Source organism: Flavitalea antarctica (genome assembly GCF_054461535.1).
This window is the reverse complement of sequence record NZ_JBTLQG010000006.1, coordinates 216,731-238,449: the sequence shown is the minus strand read 5'-3', so window position 1 is coordinate 238,449 and position 21,719 is coordinate 216,731. Positions and strand designations below refer to the sequence as shown.

Below are 21,719 nucleotides of genomic sequence, written 5' to 3'. Positions count from 1 at the left end.
GCGTAAAGCTCCGGGTGAGTATGCATTGCAGCTGAAAGAAAAACAGAAAGCGAAATACACGTACGGTGTACTCGAGAAACAATTCCGCAAAACATTCGAAGAAGCAGCACGTATCAAAGGTGTAACCGGTGAAAACCTTATTAAGCTTCTTGAAGCACGTCTCGATAATGCAGTTTACCGTTTAGGTCTTGCACCTTCACGTCCGGCCGCACGTCAGCTGGTATCACATAAACACATTGCAGTAAATGGTGAGATCACAAATGTTCCATCGTTCCAACTGAAACCAGGTGATGTGATCACCCTGAAAGAGAAAGACAGAGCAAACACAGCGATAACAGGCCAGGCCCGTGGTAAGAATGTGAAATTCAGCTGGCTCGACTGGAGCGAATCAGAGTTCAAAGGAACTTTCATTACGTATCCGGAAAGAGAAAATGTTCCTGAGAATATCAAGGAACAGCTGATTGTGGAGTTGTATTCCAAGTAATGGTTAGTGACGGCATTTGTTAATCCCTATGCCTTGATAACTAAGACAGGTCAGAAAATCGTAAATCTAAAATCATATATAACAATATGGCCATTTTAAACTTCCAAAAGCCAGACAAAATTATTCTGCAAAAGGCCTCTGATTTCGAAGCTCAGTTTGAGTTTCGCCCACTGGAGCCAGGATTTGGTGTAACCATTGGTAATGCTTTGCGTAGAGTATTGTTGAGTTCGCTGGAGGGATACGCTATCATCGGTATCCGTATTGAGGGTGTGGATCATGAATTCGCAACCATTAAGGGGATCTCTGAAGATGTAGTGGAAATCATTCTTAACCTGAAACAGGTTAGGTTGAAGAAGAAGGTTGATCATGAGGTTGGTCAGGAAAAAATTACCTTAAGTATTAAGAACAAATCTGAATTCACAGCAGGAATGATCGGCGAAGCCACTCAAAGCTTTGACGTCATGAATCCTGAGCTTCAGATCTGCGTGCTTGATACTTCTGCAAAGCTGGATATCGAATTAACGATCTCCAAAGGACGTGGTTATGTTCCGGCAGAAGATAACAAAATTAAGGACGCTCCATTTGGTTACATACCAACTGATGCGATCTTTACTCCGATCAAAAACGTAAAGTATGCCATCGAGAACACTCGTGTGGAACAACGTACTGACTACGAAAAACTGATCATGGATGTATCTACCGATGGAACCATCCATCCGGAAGAAGCGGTTAAACAAGCAAGCCGTATCCTGATTCAGCACCTGATGATCATCACTGATGAGAACATCACATTCGACAGCAAGGAAGACAAAAAAGAAGATGTTGTTGATGAGCAGATGTTGCAACTCAGAAAGATCCTGAAGACTCCTTTGGAAGACCTGGACCTCTCTGTTCGTGCATTCAACTGTCTGAAAGCTGCGAAGATCAATTCACTTAGTGAGCTGGTTCAGTATGAGCAGGAAGACCTGATGAAGTTCAGAAACTTCGGACAAAAATCACTTGCTGAAATTGAGCAGGTGCTGGCTGAAAGAGGACTGCATTTCGGAATGGATCTGAGCAAACTCGGATTGGATAAAGAAGAGCTTTAATTATTAACGGGTAAGGACTATTGTCTTTACCCGTATTTTTTTGATAGTAGGCTGTAATTCCTGACACGGTACAGCCGGTAATTATTCACTGGGATCTGATGAAGATCCTCAAAATCACAAGTCATGCGTCACGGCGACAAAATTAAAAATCTAAGCAGGACCGCTTCTCACAGGAGAGCCTTGCTGAGCAACCTGGCCTGCCAGTTGTTTGAACACAAGAGAATCGTAACAACACTTGCAAAAGCTAAGGCTTTGCGTGTGTATGTTGAACCCCTGATCACAAAGGGTAAGGAAAATACAACTCACCAACGTCGTGTTGTATTCAGCTACCTGCAGGATAAAGTGGCGGTTCAGGAACTTTTCAGCACTATTGCTGAAAAAATTGCTGGTCGTCCAGGAGGTTATACCCGCGTTATTAAACTTGGTATTCGTGCCGGGGATAATGCTGAAATGGGTCTGATCGAACTGGTAGATTTCAACGAAGTTTACGGTAAGACCAAAGAAGAAGGCAAAGAAGGTGCGAAAAGAACCCGTCGTGGTCGTTCTACTGCAAAAAAAGCAGATGCTCCTAAAAATGCCCCTGATGCAGCAGCAGCTCCCGCAGCTGAGTTGCGAAAGGAAGAAAAGTCAGCTGAGTAATACTATTCAACATAGACACAACGAAGCCGCCCTCAAAGGCGGCTTTTTTGCGTCATAGAACGGGATCCGGTCTTCCAGGGCGGCATTCTTGTGTCATGGCGCTGATGCTGTTTTTCGAGGCGGCTTTCTTGTGTCATGGAGCTGATGCCGTTCTTCCAGCCGGTTTTCTTGTGTTATGTAGCTAATGCCGTTCTTCCAGGGCGGCATTCTTGTGTTATGGAGCGACGTCTTACCTAAAGGCGATTCTGGTGCTTACGGGTGAACGCAACTCTCCATAGCGGCTTTTGTTGTTTAGGAGCCGGTGCCGCAGGAGCCCGGTTGATGAACAGGGAACGTACGCCTATCCTAAACTCGACAAGATGGATTGATTATCAACTGATTGACGCAAACCCGAGTGTTAATTTATAGTTGTTAAATAAATGGTAAGCGGCTATGGCACAGGTTCTGCATTTAAGTGATAATGGTCCCGGTCAAACTGATTCGGAGCCGGATCGACGTAATTTTAAACGCTCAATTTTTAAATCTTAAATGTTGAATTATGAAAAAGCTATTGATGGCCCTTTTGGTCACAGGTATTTTTGTTACAACAGGGTTTGCCCAGGATAAAGACAAAGACAAACACGCTGCAGACTGGGATGCCAAGGTGAAAACAGAATTGAAGCTCAGTTCAGATCAGATTACTAAGTATGATGCGCTGAGTAAAGAGTACAAGGGTAAAATGGACGGACTTGCCCAGGATGCTTCTCTCTCCAAAGACGCTCAAAAAGAAGCCAAAATGAAGATGAAAGCAGAGAAGGAGACCAAACTTGCGGAATTCCTTACACCTGAGCAAATGACAAAATATCGCGAAATGGTGAACGAAAAAAAGAAAAAGATGGAACAAAAGGATAAGACTGCGAAATCCTGATAATGCGATTTCACAAGCATGAAAAGCCGATTTACGAATCGGCTTTTTTGTTGCGATATGTTTCAACTGGCATCGTGGAAGACATGGTGTTGGAAGACATAAATTCCGCCTCTGCTGGCGCAGGCGATTCTGTGGTCACTATCCAGTGGCAAGGGATGCTGACATTACCAATGCAGTGGCTTGGGATGCTGACCATTCCCAATGCACTGGCAAGGGTTCTGACGTTACATATACAGTCGCAGCGAACTCTGACATCATCCATGCATTAGTTGGTGATTCTGTTCCTGGCTCATCAGCGATATGAGACTGGGAATTAACAGTCACTGAGGAAAAAACGGGTATAAAATTTCCTCGATCCTCCTGATAAATCTGTTTCTTTGCAAAACTTTTAAAATGGTTACAACTCAACATAAACCGGGAAAGACAGCTGTATTGTTGCTTGAAGACGGTACAGTGCATTTTGGTAAGGCATTTGGCAGGATTGGTACAACATCCGGCGAAATCTGCTTTACAACTGGTATGACCGGCTACCAGGAAGTTTTTACTGATCCAAGTTACTATGGACAGGTTGTTATTATGAACAATGTGCATATTGGTAATTATGGTGTAAAGGATAGTGATGTAGAATCTTCCAACATCAAGATCCGCGGTCTGATAGCCCGTAACCTGGAAGAGCAATATAGCCGTAAAATGGCGGTTGGTTCTGTAGAGGATTATCTTATTGCCAATAATATTGTTTGTATCGAAGATGTCGATACGCGTGCATTGGTAACACATGTCAGACAGCAAGGGGCAATGAACTGCATAATCTCCTCCGAGATCACCGATATCGAGGAACTCAAAAAAGAACTGGCAAAAACACCTTCAATGGCGGGGCTGGAGCTAGCCAGTGTAGTTTCTACCGGTGAGGCATATGCGCTGGGGAATGAGGATTCGGCAATACGGGTTGCAGTACTTGACTACGGCACTAAAAAACATATCCTGGATTGTATGGTTGAGCGCGGCGCTTATGTAAAAGTGTTTCCCGCAAAAACGAAAATAGATGAACTTCGCGCCTTCAGGCCCACTGGTTATTTTATTTCCAATGGTCCCGGCGATCCTGCATCTATGGAGTATGCAGTAAGCACTGTCAAGGATATACTTGGCGAAAAATTGCCGACTTTCGGTATCTGTCTTGGTCATCAGCTGCTTGCTTTGGCTAATGGTATTCCTACCTTCAAAATGCACCATGGCCATCGTGGATTGAATCATCCTGTTAAGAACCTGATAACCGGGGTCTGTGAAATTACCACTCAGAATCATGGCTTCGGTGTCGATCCTGAATCGGTCAAAAATTCTCCCAATGTTGAAGTCACACATGTAAACCTGAATGATAATTCGATTGAAGGTATCAGGATGAAAGACAGGCCTGCCTTCTCCGTTCAGTATCACCCTGAAAGTACTCCGGGACCTCACGACAGCAGGTATTTGTTTGATGATTTTATCCGGATGATAAAAGAGACTGTGTAATTATCCTTTGCTTTGGCAATAACTGAATAAAGCCCGTGACCGAGAAGTGCGGGCTTTTCTTTTTTTACGCTGAATGTCTTTAATTTGGAAACGAATGTGATTAACTTAGAATCATGAAAATTGCAATCATCAACGGGCCAAACCTGAACCTGCTCGGGAAACGGGAACCCGGGGTATATGGAAATCAAACGTTCGAAGAATATTTTGAAAGTCTGAAGGCATTATTTCCCGATGTGAACTTTACCTATTTTCAGAGTAACGTCGAAGGTGAGATTGTTGATGCTATCCAGAAGGTGGGGTTTGATCATGATGGTATTGTCATAAACCCAGCTGCGTATACACATACCTCTGTAGCCATCGGTGACGCCATCGCTGCCGTAAAAGCTCCTGCAGTAGAAGTTCATATTTCGAATGTGCATGCCCGTGAGGATTTCAGAAAACTGTCACATGTCTCCGCCAAAGCCAAAGGAAGCATATTTGGCCTCGGTCTTAAAGGCTATGAGCTTGCAATAAGATCGCTGATAGGGTGATCTGATGCTCTAAACTTACTCCACCAATACATGAACTGAATCCGGTCATTTGACCGGATTGCCTGATTTCAATTGCTATTGCATAGTTTAATTGCCGGGTTATACGCGGGTTCATTTTGCGGGAGCATTTTCCCAACTTTCCAGTTGTCGCAATAATTGAAACGACGATACGATGTCGTTCAGAAAGGATAATTGTTTTTCTGAAAGGTCCGCAGGGGCACCTTGCATACGCTGATAGGCATACTGTGCGAGTTGTTCGTCCTGCAACGCTTCATCACCCAGTTGCCGATAATAATCAAGTTGCTGTCGGAGATCTTTCTTAAGTGCCGTACTTATCTTATTTGCCAGAACCAGGTCACCACTTAAATACGCTGCCCGCAGATATTCAGAAGAGATCGCGTTATGCTGATTACCCCGGTTGCTCGTCATGCCATGTGGGAGATTTGACGAATTTACATTTGACTCAAACCTGTGTAAAATGTTTCTTGCCTTATCATTTTTCCCGGCGTTTGCAAGACTGATCGCAAGCTGGGCATGGGCCAGTTTGATGATATTTAAACGGCGGCGATTGTCTTCGTCAAGATAAACATCTTCTTTATCTGTATTCCCATACTCAAATTTCTCCATGATGTGTTTATAAGATCTCTCATGATCAATTTCTGAATTTTCTACCGGTACCAACCTGTAAACGAGGCCTTCCAGTCTTGCATATTTGTCAAGTCCGAGTTCACCCAATTCCGCATTGGAAGTAAAACAAACCGGTCTCTCGAAATTACTCGTGGCAATAATTGATAACATGGTAAGATCATTCCTGAGTAGATAATTTTTTGCTGATAAGTCCAGTTTCAATTCGCTGACAATGCTGTCACCAGGATTCACCAATCCATTTTTTCTAACTGCATCTGCATTTACCGGCACACTGAATTTGCGCATTGGTAAAAGTTGATAGGTTTCACCATCTTCAGTGGTTCCGGTGTATCGTGGGTCATCGCTGGCAACCACATTTTTTAATGTGCTGTAAAGATCATAGTATTTATCCTGGTCGAACCCGGGGAGTTTTGAATAATACAGGACCTCGCGGTTGTTACCCTGGGTTTGTTCCTTTGTGAAGATCACGTCAAACGGGGCGCTGTCATTTACTTTATAGCGCAGCTGGTTAAGATACCAGTCAGTGCCGGTAAGTGTGTTCACCATCACCCTCACGTCCGGCCTGATGCCCTCCACTTCCTGTGCATACCATAACGGGTAAGTGTCATTGTCTTCAAAAGAAAACAGGATTGCATTTTTCGGGCAACTTTCGAGATAGTTTTTTGCCATATCCCTGGCCAACGTTTTCCGGGAGCGGTCATGATCATCCCACTCTTCTGCTGCCATCAAAACAGGCACCGTCATGCATAAAGCGATTCCGGCATACGCCGCATGTCTCGGTTTTACAAAACGGGCAAACTGCTTGCTCACCCATAGCGATCCTAGTCCGATCCAGACAGCAAAGGCGTAAAAAGATCCTACAAAAGAATAATCCCGCTCACGCGGCTGAAGGCCTGCCTGGTTTATATAAATAACAATCGCAAGACCAGTAAAAAAGAATAAAAGCAGGTTGACAAAAAACTGTTGCCGGTTCGTTTTGTATTGAAAGAACATACCAGCTATTCCTAATGCAAGCGGCAACATAAAAAGTTCGTTGTGTGCTTTGTTTTCCCGGTGAATGCTATCCGGTAAATTTTCCTGTGGCCCGTACAGCACGTTATCAACGAAGGGTAAACCACTTATCCAATTGCTGTCACGTATATTTCCATAGCCCTGCAGATCGTTTTGTTTGCCGGCAAAGTTCCACATGAAATACCGCATGTACATCCAGCCCGCCTGGTAGGAGGCGAAATATTTGATATTGTGTGCGAGGGTAGGAGTTTCTCCTTCTTCGAGCCCCGCATAGTTTCGGTAAACGCTATGTTGATTGCGGTCATTGCCTGCATCCCACATGCGTGGAAACAGGTGAGCGCCTGGGGCGTTTGCCCAGTCTGATTTTCCGGGCCTTCCGGCGGAAACGTACTGTCCGTCGCTTTTTGTAAAAACTTCATTGCCGGGGATCACCGGGGCAGGTTCTGTGAAGTCCGGCCCATATATAATTGGCCAGTCCCCATACTGTTCACGTCCAAGGTAACCTTCAAGTGCAATGGGATTATCAACATTGAACATGTCCATTGCAGGATTTGCATTTGACCTGAGCATCGTCGTTAGATAAGTTGAATATCCAAGCAACATGAACATAAGACTGAAAGTAGCAACTTTCAGGTAGTGATATCTTTTCCTGGATGCATAACGAATGGTCAGTAATAGAACGACCGCGATCAGGACAAAGAAAAAACTAAAACCTGAAAAGAAGGGTAGTCCAAGACTGTTGACAAAAAATACATCAAAAGCACCCGCTCCCTTTATAGTGTATTGGATCACAAATATCTGAACCAGGCCGGTTAGTAAGCAGCCGGCAAGAAAAGCCATTATGGTTCCTTTGATACTTACTTTGTATTTCCTGAAATAATAAACCATCACGATTGCCGGTATTGTCAGCAGGTTAAGCAGGTGGACCCCAATCGACAATCCCATCAGGAAAAAAATAAACACCAGCCAACGGTCGGCACCAGGTTGATCGGCACGTAGCTCCCATTTAAGCGCTGCCCAGAAAACAATAGCAGTAAAAAACGATGATAAGGCATAGACCTCGCCTTCCACGGCACTGAACCAAAACGAATCTGAAAAGGTGTATGATAAAGCGCCAACGACGCCTGTGCCCATAATGGTAAAAAGCTGTGAATTGCCTAAGTGTGAATGATGGCCGGCTTCTGTGTTTTTCGCTGTGTTCCTGAGTTCTTTATTGTTGGATCCGTTATCTCCCTGTACGATCTTTTTTGCAAAATAGGTGATGGTCCAGAATAGAAATAGAATAGTGAATCCACTCGCAATTGCGCTCATTGAATTCACGGCAATTGCTGCAGTAGCAGGATTATCTCCGAACAGGATCACAAAAAACCGGCCGATGAGCAGGAACAGGGGAGCACCCGGAGGATGCGGTATCTGCAATTTATAAGCACCGGAAATAAACTCACCTGTGTCCCAGAAACTGGTAGTTCTTTCCATGGTCATCAGGTATACGGTACATGCAATGGCAAATACCATCCAGCCGACAACTTTGTTTATCCGGTTGTACTTCATACTTGGTCGATTTTAAATGCCGTAATTCGGTGGGGGAGTCTCTTGAATTTCGGCAAATAAATTCAGGCTGCAAAATGAATTACACAGCCGGAGAGCAAAAGGAAATACATAGCCTGTGGTTGCTTTCCTTATTGACTGCATGTACAATACCAGGAGTAATTTCACGAAGCGGAGAACCGCCTAATTAACACTATAGTTGCACAATTATTTCCCCGCTATTGCCGGAGATGTTGGCTGAACGGACTTATTCCTGATAGGTTTGATTGTTTTCAGATAAGCAAAGATTGCCTTCAATTCCTCATCGGTCATATGTTTAACCGGCATCATCGACATGGGCGGCATCAATGGTCTTGACCCGGCAATTCCTTTGCTTATGCTGTTTTTTATAGCATAAAGGAACTGTTCTTCCTTCCAGTTGCCTATGCCCGTTTCGTCAGGTGTAAGGTTAGCGGAATAAGTAATTCCCCATGGACCGATCCAGGCAGTAAAATCTGAAGTAACTACCAGGCCTTTGCTTTCCATTTGCTTCCTGTCAACGTCTGGTGCAGGCAACTGTTCAGGATGTCCGGATAAAAGCAATGTGCTGTCATCAACCGGCCCCATAGGTGTCATCTTTTTGGGTGTGTGGCAATCATTACAACCGGCAATCGTTACCAGGTGTTCGCCCCATTTAGCCTGGGTTTCATAACCTCCGAAATTGGTTTTCTCAGTTGGACTTGTTGATGCTGCTATCGGTTCAGTGGATTTATTCTCCGCACAACCGGCGAAAAAAATGGCAGAGAAAGCTAAGCCGGTAAAGAAGGGTGAATATGACTTAATCATGATTGGTGGGTTTTATTGTGCATAAAAATTATGTCCAACAAATGGGTTGATTCCATCTTCTGGTGGCGAGGTTAAGCACATTAAAACCTTAAAAAAAACGAGATTGAATAGTTGTCAGAGGGAGACAGGAAGTTTATAGATATCAGAGGGAGACAATTAAGATATCGTTGAAGCTAATTGACCGGAAAGGTATTATTTTTTAATAATTACACATAAATTTTTTTTGCTATAATCTACAATAAAACGCGCATAAGCAAGGCTGCTGCCACATCCTGTTTTGGATTCTGGGTCTTTTGGAGGATATGAACACCACTGGCTGTCCAGACTTTAAAGATTTCACCTTTTTTTCGTTTGGTCATTTCCTTTTCTATGGCCGGCAGCATTGACCCGGTTGCAAGCCAGCCGAGATCGCCTTTCCTGGCGAGCTCCGGGCCGGTACTGTATGTCATAACCATATCCTCAAAACTGGCCGCGCCCGAGCTGACTCGCTGCATAATTGAGCCGGCCAGCGAATCCGCAAAACGTTTTGTATAAATCGAGGTATCCAGGAAAATCTGGCTTACGCGGTTGAAATTCCCCATCGACTTTGCCAACACCTGCACCAGGACCCGTCCCTTATCGTATGGTCCATAAACCTTACCGATTTTTCCCCGATAGGCCAGGCTGTCTCTCACCCCGCCAAACTGTGTCGTGCTGAAAATAACGACCGTATCGAGGATAAACTTTTTCTTCAAGACATCTTTTACATACAGGGGCGGGTTTGAAGATTTTTCAAGCTCGGATTTCAACTGCGCTACGGTTTTTTTCTGGGCATTACCGGTAACTGTCAACAGGCAAAGAAAAGTAACAAGAAGAATTCCTGGTTTCATACTGCAAATTAATCAGTAAAGGCAAACAGCCGTTGCAAATGTGCAGATCTGGCTAAATGGTCCTCTAAAAGGCAATTTTAGCGTTAATTTACATCGTTGACGGCAATGGCACAACCTGTTTGGCGTTATAATTGTGCAGGCTGACGATATGGATTATCCTCCCGGGTAATTCATCCGATTATAATTACTAAACGAATCATTCATGACCCGAATACTCTTTGTCCTGGCACTGTTTATCTCCGTAAATGCCTCTGCGCAATGGAAGGATTTTCAGATTAATTCCAAAGGCGATACGCTTAACCGCGTGGATATGCAAGGTAAAAAACAAGGTATCTGGGTTGTTAAGATCGAATCCCTGCGTGGGGAACCAGGATATGAAGAAGAAGGACATTATGTTGATGATCGTAAGGAAGGAACCTGGCGATTATTTAACCTGATGGGAGATATGGTTGGCAAGGAAAACTATCGTTGGGGATATAAAGACGGGATCTGCCAGTACTTTTCAAAACATGGTGACCTCGTCCTCGAACAAGCCTGGAAAGCGTTGAATCCAGACAAGGTATACGACACTATTTTGGTTGAGGACCTGGATAAACTTGATACATACAATAAGGTAGTTGTCAAAAATGAAGGTGCTTCTCTCAAACATGGCACCTGGAAATATTATGATTCAGAAACCGGCACACTCGTTCGTACCGAAAACTTTACCCTCGGCAAAGCAGATGCTAATGCGGGAGCTGTAACAGCAAGGCCCACTGATAAAAAGACCATAGCTAAACCCAAAGAGGTCCTCGACTTCGAAAAGAAAAATGCTGGTAAAAAGAAGATTAAGGTCAGGGATGGAAGCACGCTTCAATGATCGCTGAATTAAGTTTTGCTTTCTGACAGGTCAAAAAATTTCCTGAAAAATAACAGTTGATAATTTACGCTACTGCCCCAGTACGCTTTGTTATGGCCACCGGGTCTTTCGATGTAGTCATGATCTATTTTCAGTGCCAGTAGTTTCCGGTGCAATTCCCGGTTCACTTCAAGAAAAAAGTCTGAATAGCCGCAATCAATAATCAGTTTCAGTTGGTTGTTCGATAGTTTGTCTACGTTATTTATTACACTATATTTTTTCCAGTTCTCTTCACAACATGCGGTATCACCGATCCTTTTGCTGATATCCCAGTTTTTTGGAAAGGGTCGCAGGTTGACACCACCCGCCATACTACCTGCTGCGCCAAATACATCGGTATGCCTGCTGGAAATAAAGAGTCCTCCGTGCCCACCCATACTTAGCCCAGAAATTGCCCGACCACTTTTATCTCTGATCGTACGATAATTCCCATCAATATATTCGACGAGTTCCCGACTGATAAAAGTTTCATAGCGTATTGTTGAATCAACAGGGCTATCGAAATACCAGCTGCTGAATCCACCATCGGGGCAAACGATCAGGAGGTTGTAAACATCTGCCAGTGCAAGTAGTTGAGGGGCATCATTGAGCCATTGCCGGTGATTGCCGCTATAGCCATGTAACAGATATACTACACCGATCCGGTCATTTTTATTGTTATAGCCTTTTGGTCTGATGATCATACAAGGGACATTCTTTTTCATTGATTTGCTATAAACAGAAATACTGTCAGCGATACCTGCATCAGCCTGTAAAAAAGCTACTGTAGCAAGAAAGAAAAAGAAATATTTCATTGACCGGTTTTCTACAAAAATATCGTTTTGAAAATTAAAAGAGATGATATATATTTGATATCATAATGATATCGAAACGAATTTCCGATTGATCATTCACTCAGCCAATCAACCAAAAACCCCCGATAATGGAAAAGATTATTAAACCCGTTTCAGGCTTTATCGCCTTATTAATTTCCTTTTTACTGGCTATCTTATCAGTTTACTTTTTCGTAACGGCAGTTAAAGAAGGTCCCCAGTCTTTTGTCTGGTATGGCATAATAAGCCTTATTGTAGGATTGTTTCTGGCAGCCGGAATAATCATTGTCAGTCCTAATCATTCTAAAGTGCTTACTTTTTTTGGAAAGTATGTGGGCACTGTCAAGGAGAACGGATTGCTTTTTGTGAACCCGTTGTATAAAAAACAACAGATTTCGTTAAGATCAGAAAACCTGGAAAGTTCGAAGCTCAAGGTTAATGATAAGATGGGTAATCCCATTGAAATCGGAGCGGTGATCGTGTGGAAAGTAAGCGATACTTATAAGGCTGCCTTCGAGGTAGAAGATTACGAACATTATGTAAAAATCCAAAGTGAAGCTGCAGTAAGACATCTCGCCAACAGCTGTCCTTATGATCATATGGAGGATGAAAACGCCAGTATCACCCTCAGGGACGGAGGCGAACAGGTAAATAATTTACTGGAGATGGAACTGAATGAAAGGCTCGCCGCAGCCGGCATCCTCGTGCTGGAAGCCAGGATCAGCCACCTTGCCTACGCACAGGAGATTGCCGGAGCCATGTTGCAGCGCCAGCAGGCAACAGCCATTGTAGCAGCACGATCCAAGATTGTTGAAGGTGCAGTCGGAATGGTAGAGATGGCATTGGAAATGTTATCCAGGAAAGGTATAGTGAGTCTTGACGAAGAGAAGAAAGCTGCTATGGTCAGTAACCTGATGGTGGTACTCTGTGGTGAGCGCGGAGCGCAGCCTATTTTGAACACCGGTACATTATATCAATAATACGAGCGTTCATCATCTTACGTGGTATTGCCTGATAGCGGGAGTTTGCCATGTGAGGTGGTAGTGATAACAAAAAAGCAGAAACATTGTGAGCGATAAAAAGAGCTTTGTTTTGAGGATGGATGACGAAATGTATAAAGCGCTTGAAAAATGGGCAGCTGATGAATTTCGTAGTGTCAATGGGCAACTGGAATATATTATCGATAAAGCACTGAAAGAAGCAGGGAGGAAGAAGTCTGTTGAAAAACAGAAAAAAAGCTGAGTGCAGATGCTGGCGGAAATGAGTGAAGAGCTGGTAATGAGTAAAGAGCTGGTAATGAGTGGAGAATTGTAGTAAATGCATCTAAAACAAAAAGTCCGGAATCAGATCCGGACTTTTTTGTTTGTATGAGATTAAGCTTTCAAACTCAGCTTTAGAACGATTTCTTACCTTGTTTTTCCTGTGCCTTTTGCATAGGGTTGATACCTGAAGACTGGCCACGGGCTTGTTGCCGTTGCTTAAATAATGTGAATTTCGATGCAGTAGTGATATCACCTTTCACGTTATTGCTTTCATCAATGTCAGCTGTTTCACGCATAGGATCAAGTTTGACAGAAGCAACTTCTTTATCTTTCATAAACACCTTGGTGATCTTCTGTTCATTGAGGCGCCAGATCTGAGCAGGAATACGGTCAACTTCCTTAGTGCCATCCTTGAAGGTCCACTCAACGATCACCGGCATTACCAGGCCGCCCTTATTGCTTACTGCAATTTCGTAAAAATGCTTGTTCGCAAGTTTGGCTTTGGTGGCTTCATCAGCTACTTCAAGTGATCCACCCTGTGGTTCGAAAGGATATTTGGTGCTATCATATTTCTCTATACCTCTCGCATAACGCCAGTAGAAATCGCGGAGCGTTGTGTCGGCATCAGTCGCGAACTTAATGCCCTCTTCACGGTTCCTGATTTTTGAAAGATCCTCAAATTCGTTACCCATTGGTTTTTCCAGCGAACGGGTTGACCCTGCACCCTGGGAACGTGAAGGCGGAACCGCAGTCAGATCGGGCCTGTAATATTTTACAGAATCAAGAGACTGGTCACTCGCTTCAGTACCAAAAAACCATCCTCTCCAGAACCAGTCAAGATCCTCACCGGAAGCATCTTCCATTGTTCTGAACAGATCAGCAGGTTCCGGATGCTTAAAAGCCCACCTCCGGGCATATTCCTTAAATGCATAATCAAACAACTCGCGGCCCATGATCGTTTCACGCAAGATGTTGAAACCTGTTGCAGGTTTGGTATATGCATTGGGTCCGAAACGTACGATGTTTTCAGAGTTGGCCATGATCGGCTCAAGCTGATCTTTTGGCAACTTCATATAGTCAACGATGGCAAAAGCAGGTCCCTTGCCGCGTACCGGGAATTTGTTATCCCAGAGTTCCTCGGTAAGGTATTCAACGAATGAGTTCAGCCCTTCATCCATCCAGCTCCACTGGCGCTCATCACTGTTGATGATCATCGGGAAGAAGTTGTGACCAACCTCGTGAATGATAACACCAAGCATACCATACTTTGTTGCTTCACTGTATGTACCGTCCTTTTCAGTGCGGCCATAGTTGAAGCAGATCATTGGGTACTCCATTCCGTTGGCAGCTTCAACACTCTGAGCAACCGGGTAAGGGTAGGGGATGGTGAACTTCGAATATGATTTTATGGTATGAGCTACCGCTTTGGTAGAAAAGGGACGGTACAAACCGTAGGCTTCCTTTCCATAAAAGCTCATACACATTACCTTTTTTCCTTCAACGCTGATGGGCATCGCATCCCATACAAACTTGCGGGAGGCGGTCCATGCAAAGTCACGTACATTGTCCGCCTTATAAATCCAGGTCTTTTTTTCTTTACTTTTTGTGCCTTCTGCTTTTTTCGCTTCTTCAAGGGTGGCTATCTCAACCACCTCCTTTGAAGTCTGGGCCTTGTTCCAGCGAGCCAGGCGGGCAGGCGAAAGAACCTGTGCATAATTCTGGCATTCGCCGGTTGATCCAACCACATGGTCAGCGGGAACCGTCATTTGTACTTTGAAATTTCCAAAGGTCAGTGCAAATTCCCCACGACCGGTAAACTGGTGATTCTGCCACCCCACTACATCGCTGTATACACAGAGACGCGGATACCATTGTGACATGGTAAACAATGCGTTGCCATCAGGGAACATTTCATATCCGCCGCGTCCGCCCTGCGCCATACGATCAGAAATCTTATAATCCCAATCCAGCTTGAATACAAACTTCTGACCTGGTTTCAGGGGAACCGGCATCTCCACACGCATCATTGTTTTGTTGATGGTATATTCCAGTTTCTTTCCAACGCCATCAACCAACTTACGGATATTGAATCCAAAGCCATTGTCTTCTTTTTTGCTTTCAAGACTGTTCGCCATCTGTTCAGAAATCATCCTTGGCATCACGCTGCTGTTCTGATAATTTGCATTGTTCTTCGAACTATGCTCATTTTCGTCCAACTGCAGCCAGATATAATTCAACACATTCGGCGAATTGTTAAAATAGGTTACGGTCTCGGACCCGATCAGTTTGAGGTTAGCTTCATCAAGCTCGCACTTGATATCATAATCTGCTTTTTGTTGCCAGTATCTCGGACCCGGCGCGCCACTGGCTGAGCGGTACTCATTCGGCGTGGGAAGCATAGTTCCCAGCTGTTCAAACCTGTTACCGTGGTTTGAATTGGGATTGTTCTGGACATTCTGCGCGGTAGAAGCCAATGCAGAAATAGTCAAAGCAAAAAATGCAAAAACACTTTTTTTCATTTACACCTGTTTTTATTTTGGAAATCGTTCAAGAGCCATTATCAAAGCGATGCCGAATACGGCACCAGAGCCATAGAGCAAGTATTCACGTCGTTGAAAGTTAAAGAAACTGATGCAAATTAATGAAACTATAAGCACCAGTGCAACTATTAGTAACTGTCCAACCTCTAACCCTATATTAAACGCCAGTAACTGCGGGATGATGTTGGTATCTTTTCCCAGCAGGCTTTTCAGGTAATTCGAAAATCCTAATCCATGAATTAACCCGAAAAATAAGGCCAGGTAATAGATAGGTGGAAACCGGGTTTTAAACTTAAACTCTTTCTGACGAATATTGCTCAAAGCAGTGATCACGATGGTTACCGGGATCAGGAACTCAATCCATTCGGCCGGGATATTTATATAATTGAGCGTACTCAACGCCAGCGTTATTGAATGGCCTATGGTAAACGCAGTGATCAGTATGATGATCCGCTTCCAGTCGTCGAAGGTATAACGCAGGCAAAGGGCAAGCACAAATATGATATGATCGTAACCAGCAAGATTCGCAATATGTTCAAAGCCAAGCGAGAAGTATAACCAGAAATCCTGCATGGTTTCTAAAATAATGAAGAGATTTGTAACAGAAAAATATTAATGTTAAATGGTAATTAAACTATATAAGAGCCTCAGGATTCTAACACTGCTTCTAAGTGTTTTCGTCAGCATGGGGTTTACCCCGCGGTATGCGGGAGCTGATAACCCATCCGGAAGAAGCCCGGTACATCCGATCTTCGTCAGCGTAACAGAGTTAAATCATAACCCGGCGGAGAAAACCCTTGAAATCTCATGTAAGATTTTTACTGATGATTTTGAAGCGGTACTCACCAAGGCAACTGGTTCAAAGGTCGATCTGTTCAACCCAAAAGATACTGCGCTCACCGGGAGGCAAATAACAAGCTATATAAGTAAACACCTCGTTATTACCATTGACGGTAAGCCGGCGAAGCTTGAGTTAATTGGATTTGAAAGGGAACTGGATGCTGTCTGGAGTTATTTCGAAATTAGCCAGGTAGCTTCTACACCGAGGAATATATCAGTGATGAACGATTTGTTATATGATAATTTTAAGGAGCAGATCAATCTTATGCATGTGACTGTCGCCGGGAAGCGAAAAAGTACCAAACTTGATCATCCGGAATCGAGTGCTAATTTCTCATTTTGATCTTTCGGGGAGATCCCACGTTTGACCTTTACCTAATGATTGGCTCTACCTAATGATTTGAAGTGTCGGCTTCTGCGACCGATCCGCTTTCGGTGAACAGGAACCTGTCATTCCATCTCATCCCGCAGCTTCTCGCTGATAATCACAAGTACCTTGTCGATCCGCTGTGCATCCATGTCCACGATCTCAAAGGTGAAGCCCTGCCAATCCATCTTATCTCCGGTTTGGGGAATCCGCTCCAGCTTGTGAAGTATAAAGCCCGCGAGTGTATCGAAAACCTGCTCTCCCTCGTTCATCCATTCTGTCTTCTCAAAACTTCGGAGGAAATCATAAAATGGAATCTGCGCATCAACCAGGAAACTGCCATCTTCTCTTTCCGTGATCACATAGTCTTCCATGTCCGGCTCAGGCAGATCACCAACTATCGCTTCAAGGATGTCGTTGAGGGTGATCATCCCAAGGATTGATCCATATTCATCAACGATGAAGCTGGCATGAACCCTTTTCTCCTTGAACTTCTCCATCACTTTATAGGCTGTCACGTTTTCAGGCACAAACAAAGCGGGCTTCATAATCTGCTTAAACAGGGTGAGATCGTTGGTCACATAAAGGTCTTTCAGAGAAATGATGCCTTTTATATTATCAATGTCGCCTTCGCAGACAGGGTAGATAGAGTGAGGCTCACGTACGATCTTTTCCTTGATGGAAATCTCGTTGTCGTTGATATCGAACCAATGAATGTCGCTGCGGTGGGTCATGAGCGAAGTGATGTTCCGATCCCCAAGGTGGAAAACCCTTTCGATAATTTCCTGTTCAGCCTCTTCGATGGTTCCTTGCTCGGTCCCCTCACTGATGATCGCCTTGATTTCCTCTTCCGTTACCTGGGTGTCTTTAGCCTGGATATTGAAAAGTTTGACAATTATATTGGTAGACTTTGTAAGGAGCCAGATAAAAGGGTGGGTGATAAGGCTTACAAAACGCATGGGGCCGGCTAGCAACTTTGCGATTGCTTCAGGTCGCGAAAGTCCCAGTCTTTTTGGCACCAGTTCGCCGAAGACCATCGAAAAATAAGTGATAATGACAACTATGATAGCTGTGGCGACGGCATCGCTGTATGGTTTTATGGTCTCGAAATCATTTAAAAAGCCCACCAGATCGCTTTTTAGCTTTTCTCCTGAATAAATACCCAACAGGATACCTATCAGGGTAATGCCGATCTGGACAGTAGATAAGAAAGTATCGGGATGATTTGAAAGTTCAAGTGCTTCTTTTGCTCTTTTATCGCCGCGGTGAGCCTGGGTTTCCAATCTTGCTTTTCTTGCAGAAACAAGGGCGATCTCGGCCATCGAAAAAACTCCATTCAATAAGATAAGACCGAGGATAATAAATATCTCAACCATTGTCAGCTGCTAATTATTTGTCGAAACTAAGGAATCCTGCTTGCTTCACGTGTAATTTACTAATGATAAAACCAATGCCACAGCCTACTAAGCCACCGCAAAGAACATCGAAAGGATAGTGTACTCCCACATAAACTTGCGTGTAACTGATCGCAAACGCCCAGACCAGGAATATCCAGGCCCATTTGAACACCGTCCTCAAAGTCATATAAAAAAACATGCCCTGCGCAAAATGGCTGGTGGCATGCGAAGAAGTAAAGCTGGAGCTGCCGGGGCAATAGTTTATAAAAAATCGAAGTTGCGGTCCCACAATCGGATCCTGGCAGGGCCGTGTGCGCATCACTATTTCTTTAATGACATGACTACTGATAATATCAGCGAGGGCGGCCGAAAGTAAAAAACCAAGTATCCACCATAATCCCCTGTTTCCGAAATTAATAACTACAAAAAGACAAAGGAACAGGTACAACGGTAACCATACCCCGGTTTCCCGGAAAAACGGCAACACATAGTCAAACCCCGGATTCCCCCAGTCCTGGTTAATGTGCCTGATGAGCCACCGATCTATCGGGTCAATGTATTTCCAGACCGAGACCATAAGTAGAAACATAGGACGCAAAAATAGGCGGTTAATTTTTGCGTTCAATCAGTTAATAAGAAAACATAATTTTACGGCCCGGTTATGATTAAATCCTATATGTCCAGCTTGCCCCGCCTTATTCGATGGCTATTAAATCTCGGGTTGATCCTGCTTTTACTGATGACAGTAATGCGACTGGCGCTTTACCTTTTTTTCCCAAACCAGGGAAATTCATTCAGCTCTGTGGGTAAAGCACTGGTACTTGGATTGCGGTATGATCTTCGTACCGTCGCTACAGTCCTCATCACCATACTGGTTTTTGGGTCTATCCCCCGGTTGTCTCCCTTCAGAACCGGAAACCATAAAACATGGTTAACGCTGCTCGGGTTCCTGGTTTTCCTGATCCTGTTTTTTTACACCATAGACTTCGCTCATTTCAGTTACCTGAACCAGCGGCTTAACGCCAGCGTATTAAATTATCTTGAAGACACCAGCATTTCACTGGGCATGGTATGGGAATCCTATCCCGTGATCCGGTTGATCCTGGTAATAATCCTGGTTACGGTTGGTTTTCTGCTGCTGCTTCGCTTTTTCTTTCGCAGGATTGCCGCAAGCCATAATAGTGCTCCCCGGCGAACAACTATCATTTCATTTATCGTACTTTTCGTCGTTTGCGGCATGTGCATATTTGGAAGATTCAATCAATATCCACTGCGGTGGAGTGATGCTTTTGCACTCGGCAGCGATTACAAAGCGAACCTTGCATTGAATCCGTTTGAATCTTTCCTGAATTCCCTCAAGTTTCGCAAAAGCACTTATGATCTTGTAAAGTTGCGTGAACTACATCCGGTGCTCACCGATTTTCTTGGGCTGAAGGAGGCCGATAAATCCGGCCACCCGTTTGCCCGGACCGTTCAGCCAAGACCGGGAGCAATCACATCCAGACCCAATATCGTATTGGTGATCTGCGAATCATTCAGCGGATATAAAAGTTCAATGTGGGGTAATCCTTTGAATACAACACCTTTTTTTGACAGCCTCAGCAGGCAGGGCTTATTTTTCGACCACTGTTTTACGCCAACATACGGAACCGCCAGGGGGGTGTGGGCAACAGTTACCGGCATTCCGGATGTTGAAATGCCAACCACCGCAAGTCGCAATCCTTTAGCCGTAAATCAACGAACTATCATTAATGAGTTCAGGAATTACCAGAAATTTTATTTCCTGGGAGGAAGTTCCAGCTGGGCCAACATCCGTGGACTGCTTACCAATAACATTGATGGCCTGCAGATGTACGAGGAGAATAGTTATCGCTCCCCGAGGATAGATGTGTGGGGTATAAGTGATAAGAATCTGTTCCTAGAGGCAAATGAAGTGATGTCCAGGCAGGATAGTCCATTTTTTGCGATAATCCAGACTTCCGATAATCACCGGCCTTACACCATTCCTGAAGAGGATCGGGAAGCATTTGAACTCGTAGATTTTCCAGTTGATACTTTAAAAAAATACGGCTTTGAAACGCTGGCTGAACTCAATGCTTTCCGATATACTGATTTTTGTTTTGAACAGTTTTTCAAGGCGGCATCAAAAGAAAAATACTTCAGTAACACCGTCTTTGCATTTATCGGAGATCATGGTATCCCCGGCAATGCGTCCGCGATTCTTCCGAATGCCTGGACCGCCCAGCGGTTGGGAGCCGAACACGTCCCGTTGCTTTTTTATGCACCTGGACTATTGCCCGCAAAAAGGATCGGTCGAATCTGCTCACAGATTGACATTTTACCTACGCTGGCTGGCATGATGGATGCGCCCTATGTGAACACGGGACTGGGTCGCGACCTGTTGGATTCTACCACTGAAAAGGAGGGTGCTGCATTTATATTCGATCCTGATTACGCGCAGACCGGGGTAATAAAAGGGGATCACTTTCAACGAACCCAAATAAAAACAGGGCAAAGGGAATTTGTTTCAATCAGAAATAACGATAAGCCTGTTGATAACGTTGAAAATGAGAAGATTAATCGTGAGATGAAATTGCTTAGTGACGCTATATACGAAGCTTCGAAATACCTGATTCTTAATAATAAGAAGGGTAATTGAGCGGTGGTTCAGTCAGATTTCTTTACTCTACAGTTTGCCTGTTGACCAAATACGGGATATTGATAAAGCGCAATTTGATTCGAAATTTCCCTCTTGGTTTTTGGACTCCCTGGGGTTCTAAACTATCTTTTTTGCAATGATCAATAACCTGGACGACTTATTTACATCGTATGGCCCGAAGTCATGGTTCCCAAATACTTCCTGGATTTGCAGCCGATGAAAAGAAAGCATATCATTAAAATCGCCCAGGCTGAACTTAGAAACTTTCTCGACGTATTCAAGTGGTTCCTGCTGATTCTCATCTTCAATGATGATCTTTTTGTAGAAGTGAGTTTCGTCGAACCATTTGGTAATGAGATAAGTTACTCCATTCAGTTCTAATTCCTGTTTATGAACCAGGTTATTTTCTTCGAAATGAACATTCAGATAATCAAGTACGAAGATCCCACCTGCTTTCAATGACTGGGAAATGGTACGGATGGCATTATAGTGTTCATGCTCTGTTCTGAAATATCCGAAAGTTGAAAACAGGCTGAAGGCATAATTGAAATAATTGATCCAGAAGGGGAGTCTCAGATCGTGTTGATAAAAATGGAGTTTGTCGTTTTCCATTTCTTTTGCCGCTTCTATACTTTCCGGCGCCAGGTCAATGCCGGTAACATCATATCCCAGGTCGGCCATCTTCTTGGCATGGATTCCTCTTGCACAGGCAAGGTCTACAAGTAGTGAATCCGGCGCGGGTTTCAACCGGTCGATTAATCTTGTTATAAACAAATCGCTCCGGTCCTGGTCCCGCTGAAAATACAATTTGTGATAATAGGGTGAATTGAACCAAACCTGAAACCAATTTGCTGAAACGGACATGTGCCGGATATTTTGACAAATG

General features: G+C 44.1%; 21 protein-coding genes. 12 read left to right on the top strand and 9 right to left on the bottom strand.

The genetic code is table 11. The features are described from left to right. The 7 genes from rpsD to aroQ all read left to right on the top strand — a co-directional run. The coding region (gene rpsD, locus ACX0G7_RS08975) for a 30S ribosomal protein S4 (protein ID WP_458923113.1) at positions 1–484 on the top strand (484 nt) is incomplete at its 5' end. Positions 485–570: 86 nt separating this feature from the next. Beyond that, the gene (locus ACX0G7_RS08970; RefSeq protein ID WP_458923112.1) at positions 571–1,572 is read left to right on the top strand and encodes a DNA-directed RNA polymerase subunit alpha; all 1,002 of its coding nucleotides are present in this window, start codon (positions 571–573) and stop codon (positions 1,570–1,572) included. A 123-nt stretch (positions 1,573–1,695) separates the two neighbouring features. Beyond that, positions 1,696–2,211 carry a 50S ribosomal protein L17 gene (rplQ, locus tag ACX0G7_RS08965; RefSeq protein ID WP_458923111.1) on the top strand — a complete coding sequence of 172 codons (516 nt, stop codon included), beginning with the start codon at positions 1,696–1,698 and terminating at the stop codon, positions 2,209–2,211. 538 nt (positions 2,212–2,749) lie between these two features. Then, positions 2,750–3,118 carry a hypothetical protein gene (locus ACX0G7_RS08960; protein ID WP_458923110.1) on the top strand — a complete coding sequence of 123 codons (369 nt, stop codon included), beginning with the start codon at positions 2,750–2,752 and terminating at the stop codon, positions 3,116–3,118. A 2-nt stretch (positions 3,119–3,120) separates the two neighbouring features. Continuing rightward, a complete protein-coding gene (locus ACX0G7_RS08955; RefSeq protein WP_458923109.1) occupies positions 3,121–3,387 on the top strand; it encodes a hypothetical protein in 267 nt (88 codons plus the stop codon). Between the two features lie 124 nt (positions 3,388–3,511). Then, positions 3,512–4,627 (top strand): glutamine-hydrolyzing carbamoyl-phosphate synthase small subunit, encoded by a 1,116-nt coding sequence (gene carA / locus ACX0G7_RS08950; RefSeq protein ID WP_458923108.1) that lies wholly within the window; start codon positions 3,512–3,514, stop codon positions 4,625–4,627. Between the two features lie 113 nt (positions 4,628–4,740). Then, positions 4,741–5,157, top strand: a complete 417-nt coding sequence (gene aroQ, locus ACX0G7_RS08945; protein WP_458923107.1) for a type II 3-dehydroquinate dehydratase — start codon at positions 4,741–4,743, stop codon at positions 5,155–5,157. 111 nt (positions 5,158–5,268) lie between these two features. Here aroQ and ACX0G7_RS08940 read toward each other — a convergent pair whose 3' ends face one another. The 3 genes from ACX0G7_RS08940 to ACX0G7_RS08930 form a co-directional block, all read right to left on the bottom strand. Next, positions 5,269–8,367 carry a glycosyltransferase family 117 protein gene (locus tag ACX0G7_RS08940; protein ID WP_458923106.1) on the bottom strand — a complete coding sequence of 1,033 codons (3,099 nt, stop codon included), beginning with the start codon at positions 8,365–8,367 and terminating at the stop codon, positions 5,269–5,271. Between the two features lie 204 nt (positions 8,368–8,571). Beyond that, on the bottom strand, positions 8,572–9,189 hold the full coding sequence (locus ACX0G7_RS08935; RefSeq protein WP_458923105.1) for a c-type cytochrome: 618 nt from the start codon (positions 9,187–9,189) through the stop codon (positions 8,572–8,574). Positions 9,190–9,422: 233 nt separating this feature from the next. Further along, positions 9,423–10,058, bottom strand: coding sequence for a peptidylprolyl isomerase (locus ACX0G7_RS08930; RefSeq protein WP_458923104.1), 636 nt, complete (start codon positions 10,056–10,058; stop codon positions 9,423–9,425). A gap of 202 nt (positions 10,059–10,260) precedes the next feature. Between ACX0G7_RS08930 and ACX0G7_RS08925 the strand changes: the two genes are divergently transcribed. Next, complete coding sequence (locus ACX0G7_RS08925) at positions 10,261–10,917, top strand: toxin-antitoxin system YwqK family antitoxin (protein WP_458923103.1); 657 nt, start codon at positions 10,261–10,263, stop codon at positions 10,915–10,917. Between the two features lie 8 nt (positions 10,918–10,925). On the opposite strand, the gene ACX0G7_RS08920 is transcribed toward ACX0G7_RS08925, so the two are convergent. Continuing rightward, positions 10,926–11,750, bottom strand: a complete 825-nt coding sequence (locus tag ACX0G7_RS08920; protein WP_458923102.1) for an alpha/beta hydrolase — start codon at positions 11,748–11,750, stop codon at positions 10,926–10,928. A 128-nt stretch (positions 11,751–11,878) separates the two neighbouring features. On the opposite strand from ACX0G7_RS08920, the gene ACX0G7_RS08915 reads away from it, so the two are divergent. Both ACX0G7_RS08915 and ACX0G7_RS08910 read left to right on the top strand, forming a co-directional pair. Continuing rightward, positions 11,879–12,748 carry an SPFH domain-containing protein gene (locus tag ACX0G7_RS08915; protein WP_458923101.1) on the top strand — a complete coding sequence of 290 codons (870 nt, stop codon included), beginning with the start codon at positions 11,879–11,881 and terminating at the stop codon, positions 12,746–12,748. 88 nt (positions 12,749–12,836) lie between these two features. Next, positions 12,837–13,010, top strand: a complete 174-nt coding sequence (locus ACX0G7_RS08910; protein ID WP_458923100.1) for a type II toxin-antitoxin system antitoxin — start codon at positions 12,837–12,839, stop codon at positions 13,008–13,010. Between the two features lie 151 nt (positions 13,011–13,161). On the opposite strand, the gene ACX0G7_RS08905 is transcribed toward ACX0G7_RS08910, so the two are convergent. Together ACX0G7_RS08905 and ACX0G7_RS08900 are read right to left on the bottom strand one after the other, a co-directional pair. Continuing rightward, positions 13,162–15,549, bottom strand: a complete 2,388-nt coding sequence (locus ACX0G7_RS08905; RefSeq protein WP_458923099.1) for a M1 family metallopeptidase — start codon at positions 15,547–15,549, stop codon at positions 13,162–13,164. 12 nt (positions 15,550–15,561) lie between these two features. After that, positions 15,562–16,143 carry a HupE/UreJ family protein gene (locus ACX0G7_RS08900; RefSeq protein ID WP_458923098.1) on the bottom strand — a complete coding sequence of 194 codons (582 nt, stop codon included), beginning with the start codon at positions 16,141–16,143 and terminating at the stop codon, positions 15,562–15,564. A 49-nt stretch (positions 16,144–16,192) separates the two neighbouring features. Between ACX0G7_RS08900 and ACX0G7_RS08895 the strand changes: the two genes are divergently transcribed. Next, the gene (locus ACX0G7_RS08895) at positions 16,193–16,753 is read left to right on the top strand and encodes a DUF6702 family protein (RefSeq protein WP_458923097.1); all 561 of its coding nucleotides are present in this window, start codon (positions 16,193–16,195) and stop codon (positions 16,751–16,753) included. A 107-nt stretch (positions 16,754–16,860) separates the two neighbouring features. Here the strand turns inward: ACX0G7_RS08895 and ACX0G7_RS08890 are convergent, their stop codons facing one another. Both ACX0G7_RS08890 and ACX0G7_RS08885 read right to left on the bottom strand, forming a co-directional pair. After that, positions 16,861–18,153, bottom strand: coding sequence for a hemolysin family protein (locus ACX0G7_RS08890; RefSeq protein WP_458923096.1), 1,293 nt, complete (start codon positions 18,151–18,153; stop codon positions 16,861–16,863). A gap of 13 nt (positions 18,154–18,166) precedes the next feature. Further along, on the bottom strand, positions 18,167–18,763 hold the full coding sequence (locus ACX0G7_RS08885) for a phosphatase PAP2 family protein (RefSeq protein ID WP_458923095.1): 597 nt from the start codon (positions 18,761–18,763) through the stop codon (positions 18,167–18,169). A 132-nt stretch (positions 18,764–18,895) separates the two neighbouring features. Between ACX0G7_RS08885 and ACX0G7_RS08880 the strand changes: the two genes are divergently transcribed. Beyond that, positions 18,896–20,833: an LTA synthase family protein gene (locus tag ACX0G7_RS08880; protein WP_458923094.1), complete on the top strand. Its 1,938-nt coding sequence runs from the start codon at positions 18,896–18,898 to the stop codon at positions 20,831–20,833. A 117-nt stretch (positions 20,834–20,950) separates the two neighbouring features. On the opposite strand, the gene ACX0G7_RS08875 is transcribed toward ACX0G7_RS08880, so the two are convergent. Next, the gene (locus ACX0G7_RS08875) at positions 20,951–21,697 is read right to left on the bottom strand and encodes a class I SAM-dependent methyltransferase (RefSeq protein WP_458923093.1); all 747 of its coding nucleotides are present in this window, start codon (positions 21,695–21,697) and stop codon (positions 20,951–20,953) included. Between the last annotated feature and the right edge of the window lie 22 nt (positions 21,698–21,719).

What these genes read in the sequence shown, in the direction of transcription:
- ACX0G7_RS08970 (WP_458923112.1), top strand. Translation starts at nt 571, where the DNA reads ATGGCCATTTTAAACTTCCAAAAGCCAGACAAAATTATTCTGCAAAAG.
- rplQ (WP_458923111.1), top strand. Translation starts at nt 1,696, where the DNA reads ATGCGTCACGGCGACAAAATTAAAAATCTAAGCAGGACCGCTTCTCAC.
- ACX0G7_RS08960 (WP_458923110.1), top strand. Translation starts at nt 2,750, where the DNA reads ATGAAAAAGCTATTGATGGCCCTTTTGGTCACAGGTATTTTTGTTACA.
- ACX0G7_RS08955 (WP_458923109.1), top strand. Translation starts at nt 3,121, where the DNA reads ATGCGATTTCACAAGCATGAAAAGCCGATTTACGAATCGGCTTTTTTG.
- carA (WP_458923108.1), top strand. Translation starts at nt 3,512, where the DNA reads ATGGTTACAACTCAACATAAACCGGGAAAGACAGCTGTATTGTTGCTT.
- aroQ (WP_458923107.1), top strand. Translation starts at nt 4,741, where the DNA reads ATGAAAATTGCAATCATCAACGGGCCAAACCTGAACCTGCTCGGGAAA.
- ACX0G7_RS08940 (WP_458923106.1), bottom strand. Translation starts at nt 8,367, where the DNA reads ATGAAGTACAACCGGATAAACAAAGTTGTCGGCTGGATGGTATTTGCC.
- ACX0G7_RS08935 (WP_458923105.1), bottom strand. Translation starts at nt 9,189, where the DNA reads ATGATTAAGTCATATTCACCCTTCTTTACCGGCTTAGCTTTCTCTGCC.
- ACX0G7_RS08930 (WP_458923104.1), bottom strand. Translation starts at nt 10,058, where the DNA reads ATGAAACCAGGAATTCTTCTTGTTACTTTTCTTTGCCTGTTGACAGTT.
- ACX0G7_RS08925 (WP_458923103.1), top strand. Translation starts at nt 10,261, where the DNA reads ATGACCCGAATACTCTTTGTCCTGGCACTGTTTATCTCCGTAAATGCC.
- ACX0G7_RS08920 (WP_458923102.1), bottom strand. Translation starts at nt 11,750, where the DNA reads ATGAAATATTTCTTTTTCTTTCTTGCTACAGTAGCTTTTTTACAGGCT.
- ACX0G7_RS08915 (WP_458923101.1), top strand. Translation starts at nt 11,879, where the DNA reads ATGGAAAAGATTATTAAACCCGTTTCAGGCTTTATCGCCTTATTAATT.
- ACX0G7_RS08905 (WP_458923099.1), bottom strand. Translation starts at nt 15,549, where the DNA reads ATGAAAAAAAGTGTTTTTGCATTTTTTGCTTTGACTATTTCTGCATTG.
- ACX0G7_RS08900 (WP_458923098.1), bottom strand. Translation starts at nt 16,143, where the DNA reads ATGCAGGATTTCTGGTTATACTTCTCGCTTGGCTTTGAACATATTGCG.
- ACX0G7_RS08895 (WP_458923097.1), top strand. Translation starts at nt 16,193, where the DNA reads ATGGTAATTAAACTATATAAGAGCCTCAGGATTCTAACACTGCTTCTA.
- ACX0G7_RS08890 (WP_458923096.1), bottom strand. Translation starts at nt 18,153, where the DNA reads ATGGTTGAGATATTTATTATCCTCGGTCTTATCTTATTGAATGGAGTT.
- ACX0G7_RS08885 (WP_458923095.1), bottom strand. Translation starts at nt 18,763, where the DNA reads ATGTTTCTACTTATGGTCTCGGTCTGGAAATACATTGACCCGATAGAT.
- ACX0G7_RS08875 (WP_458923093.1), bottom strand. Translation starts at nt 21,697, where the DNA reads ATGTCCGTTTCAGCAAATTGGTTTCAGGTTTGGTTCAATTCACCCTAT.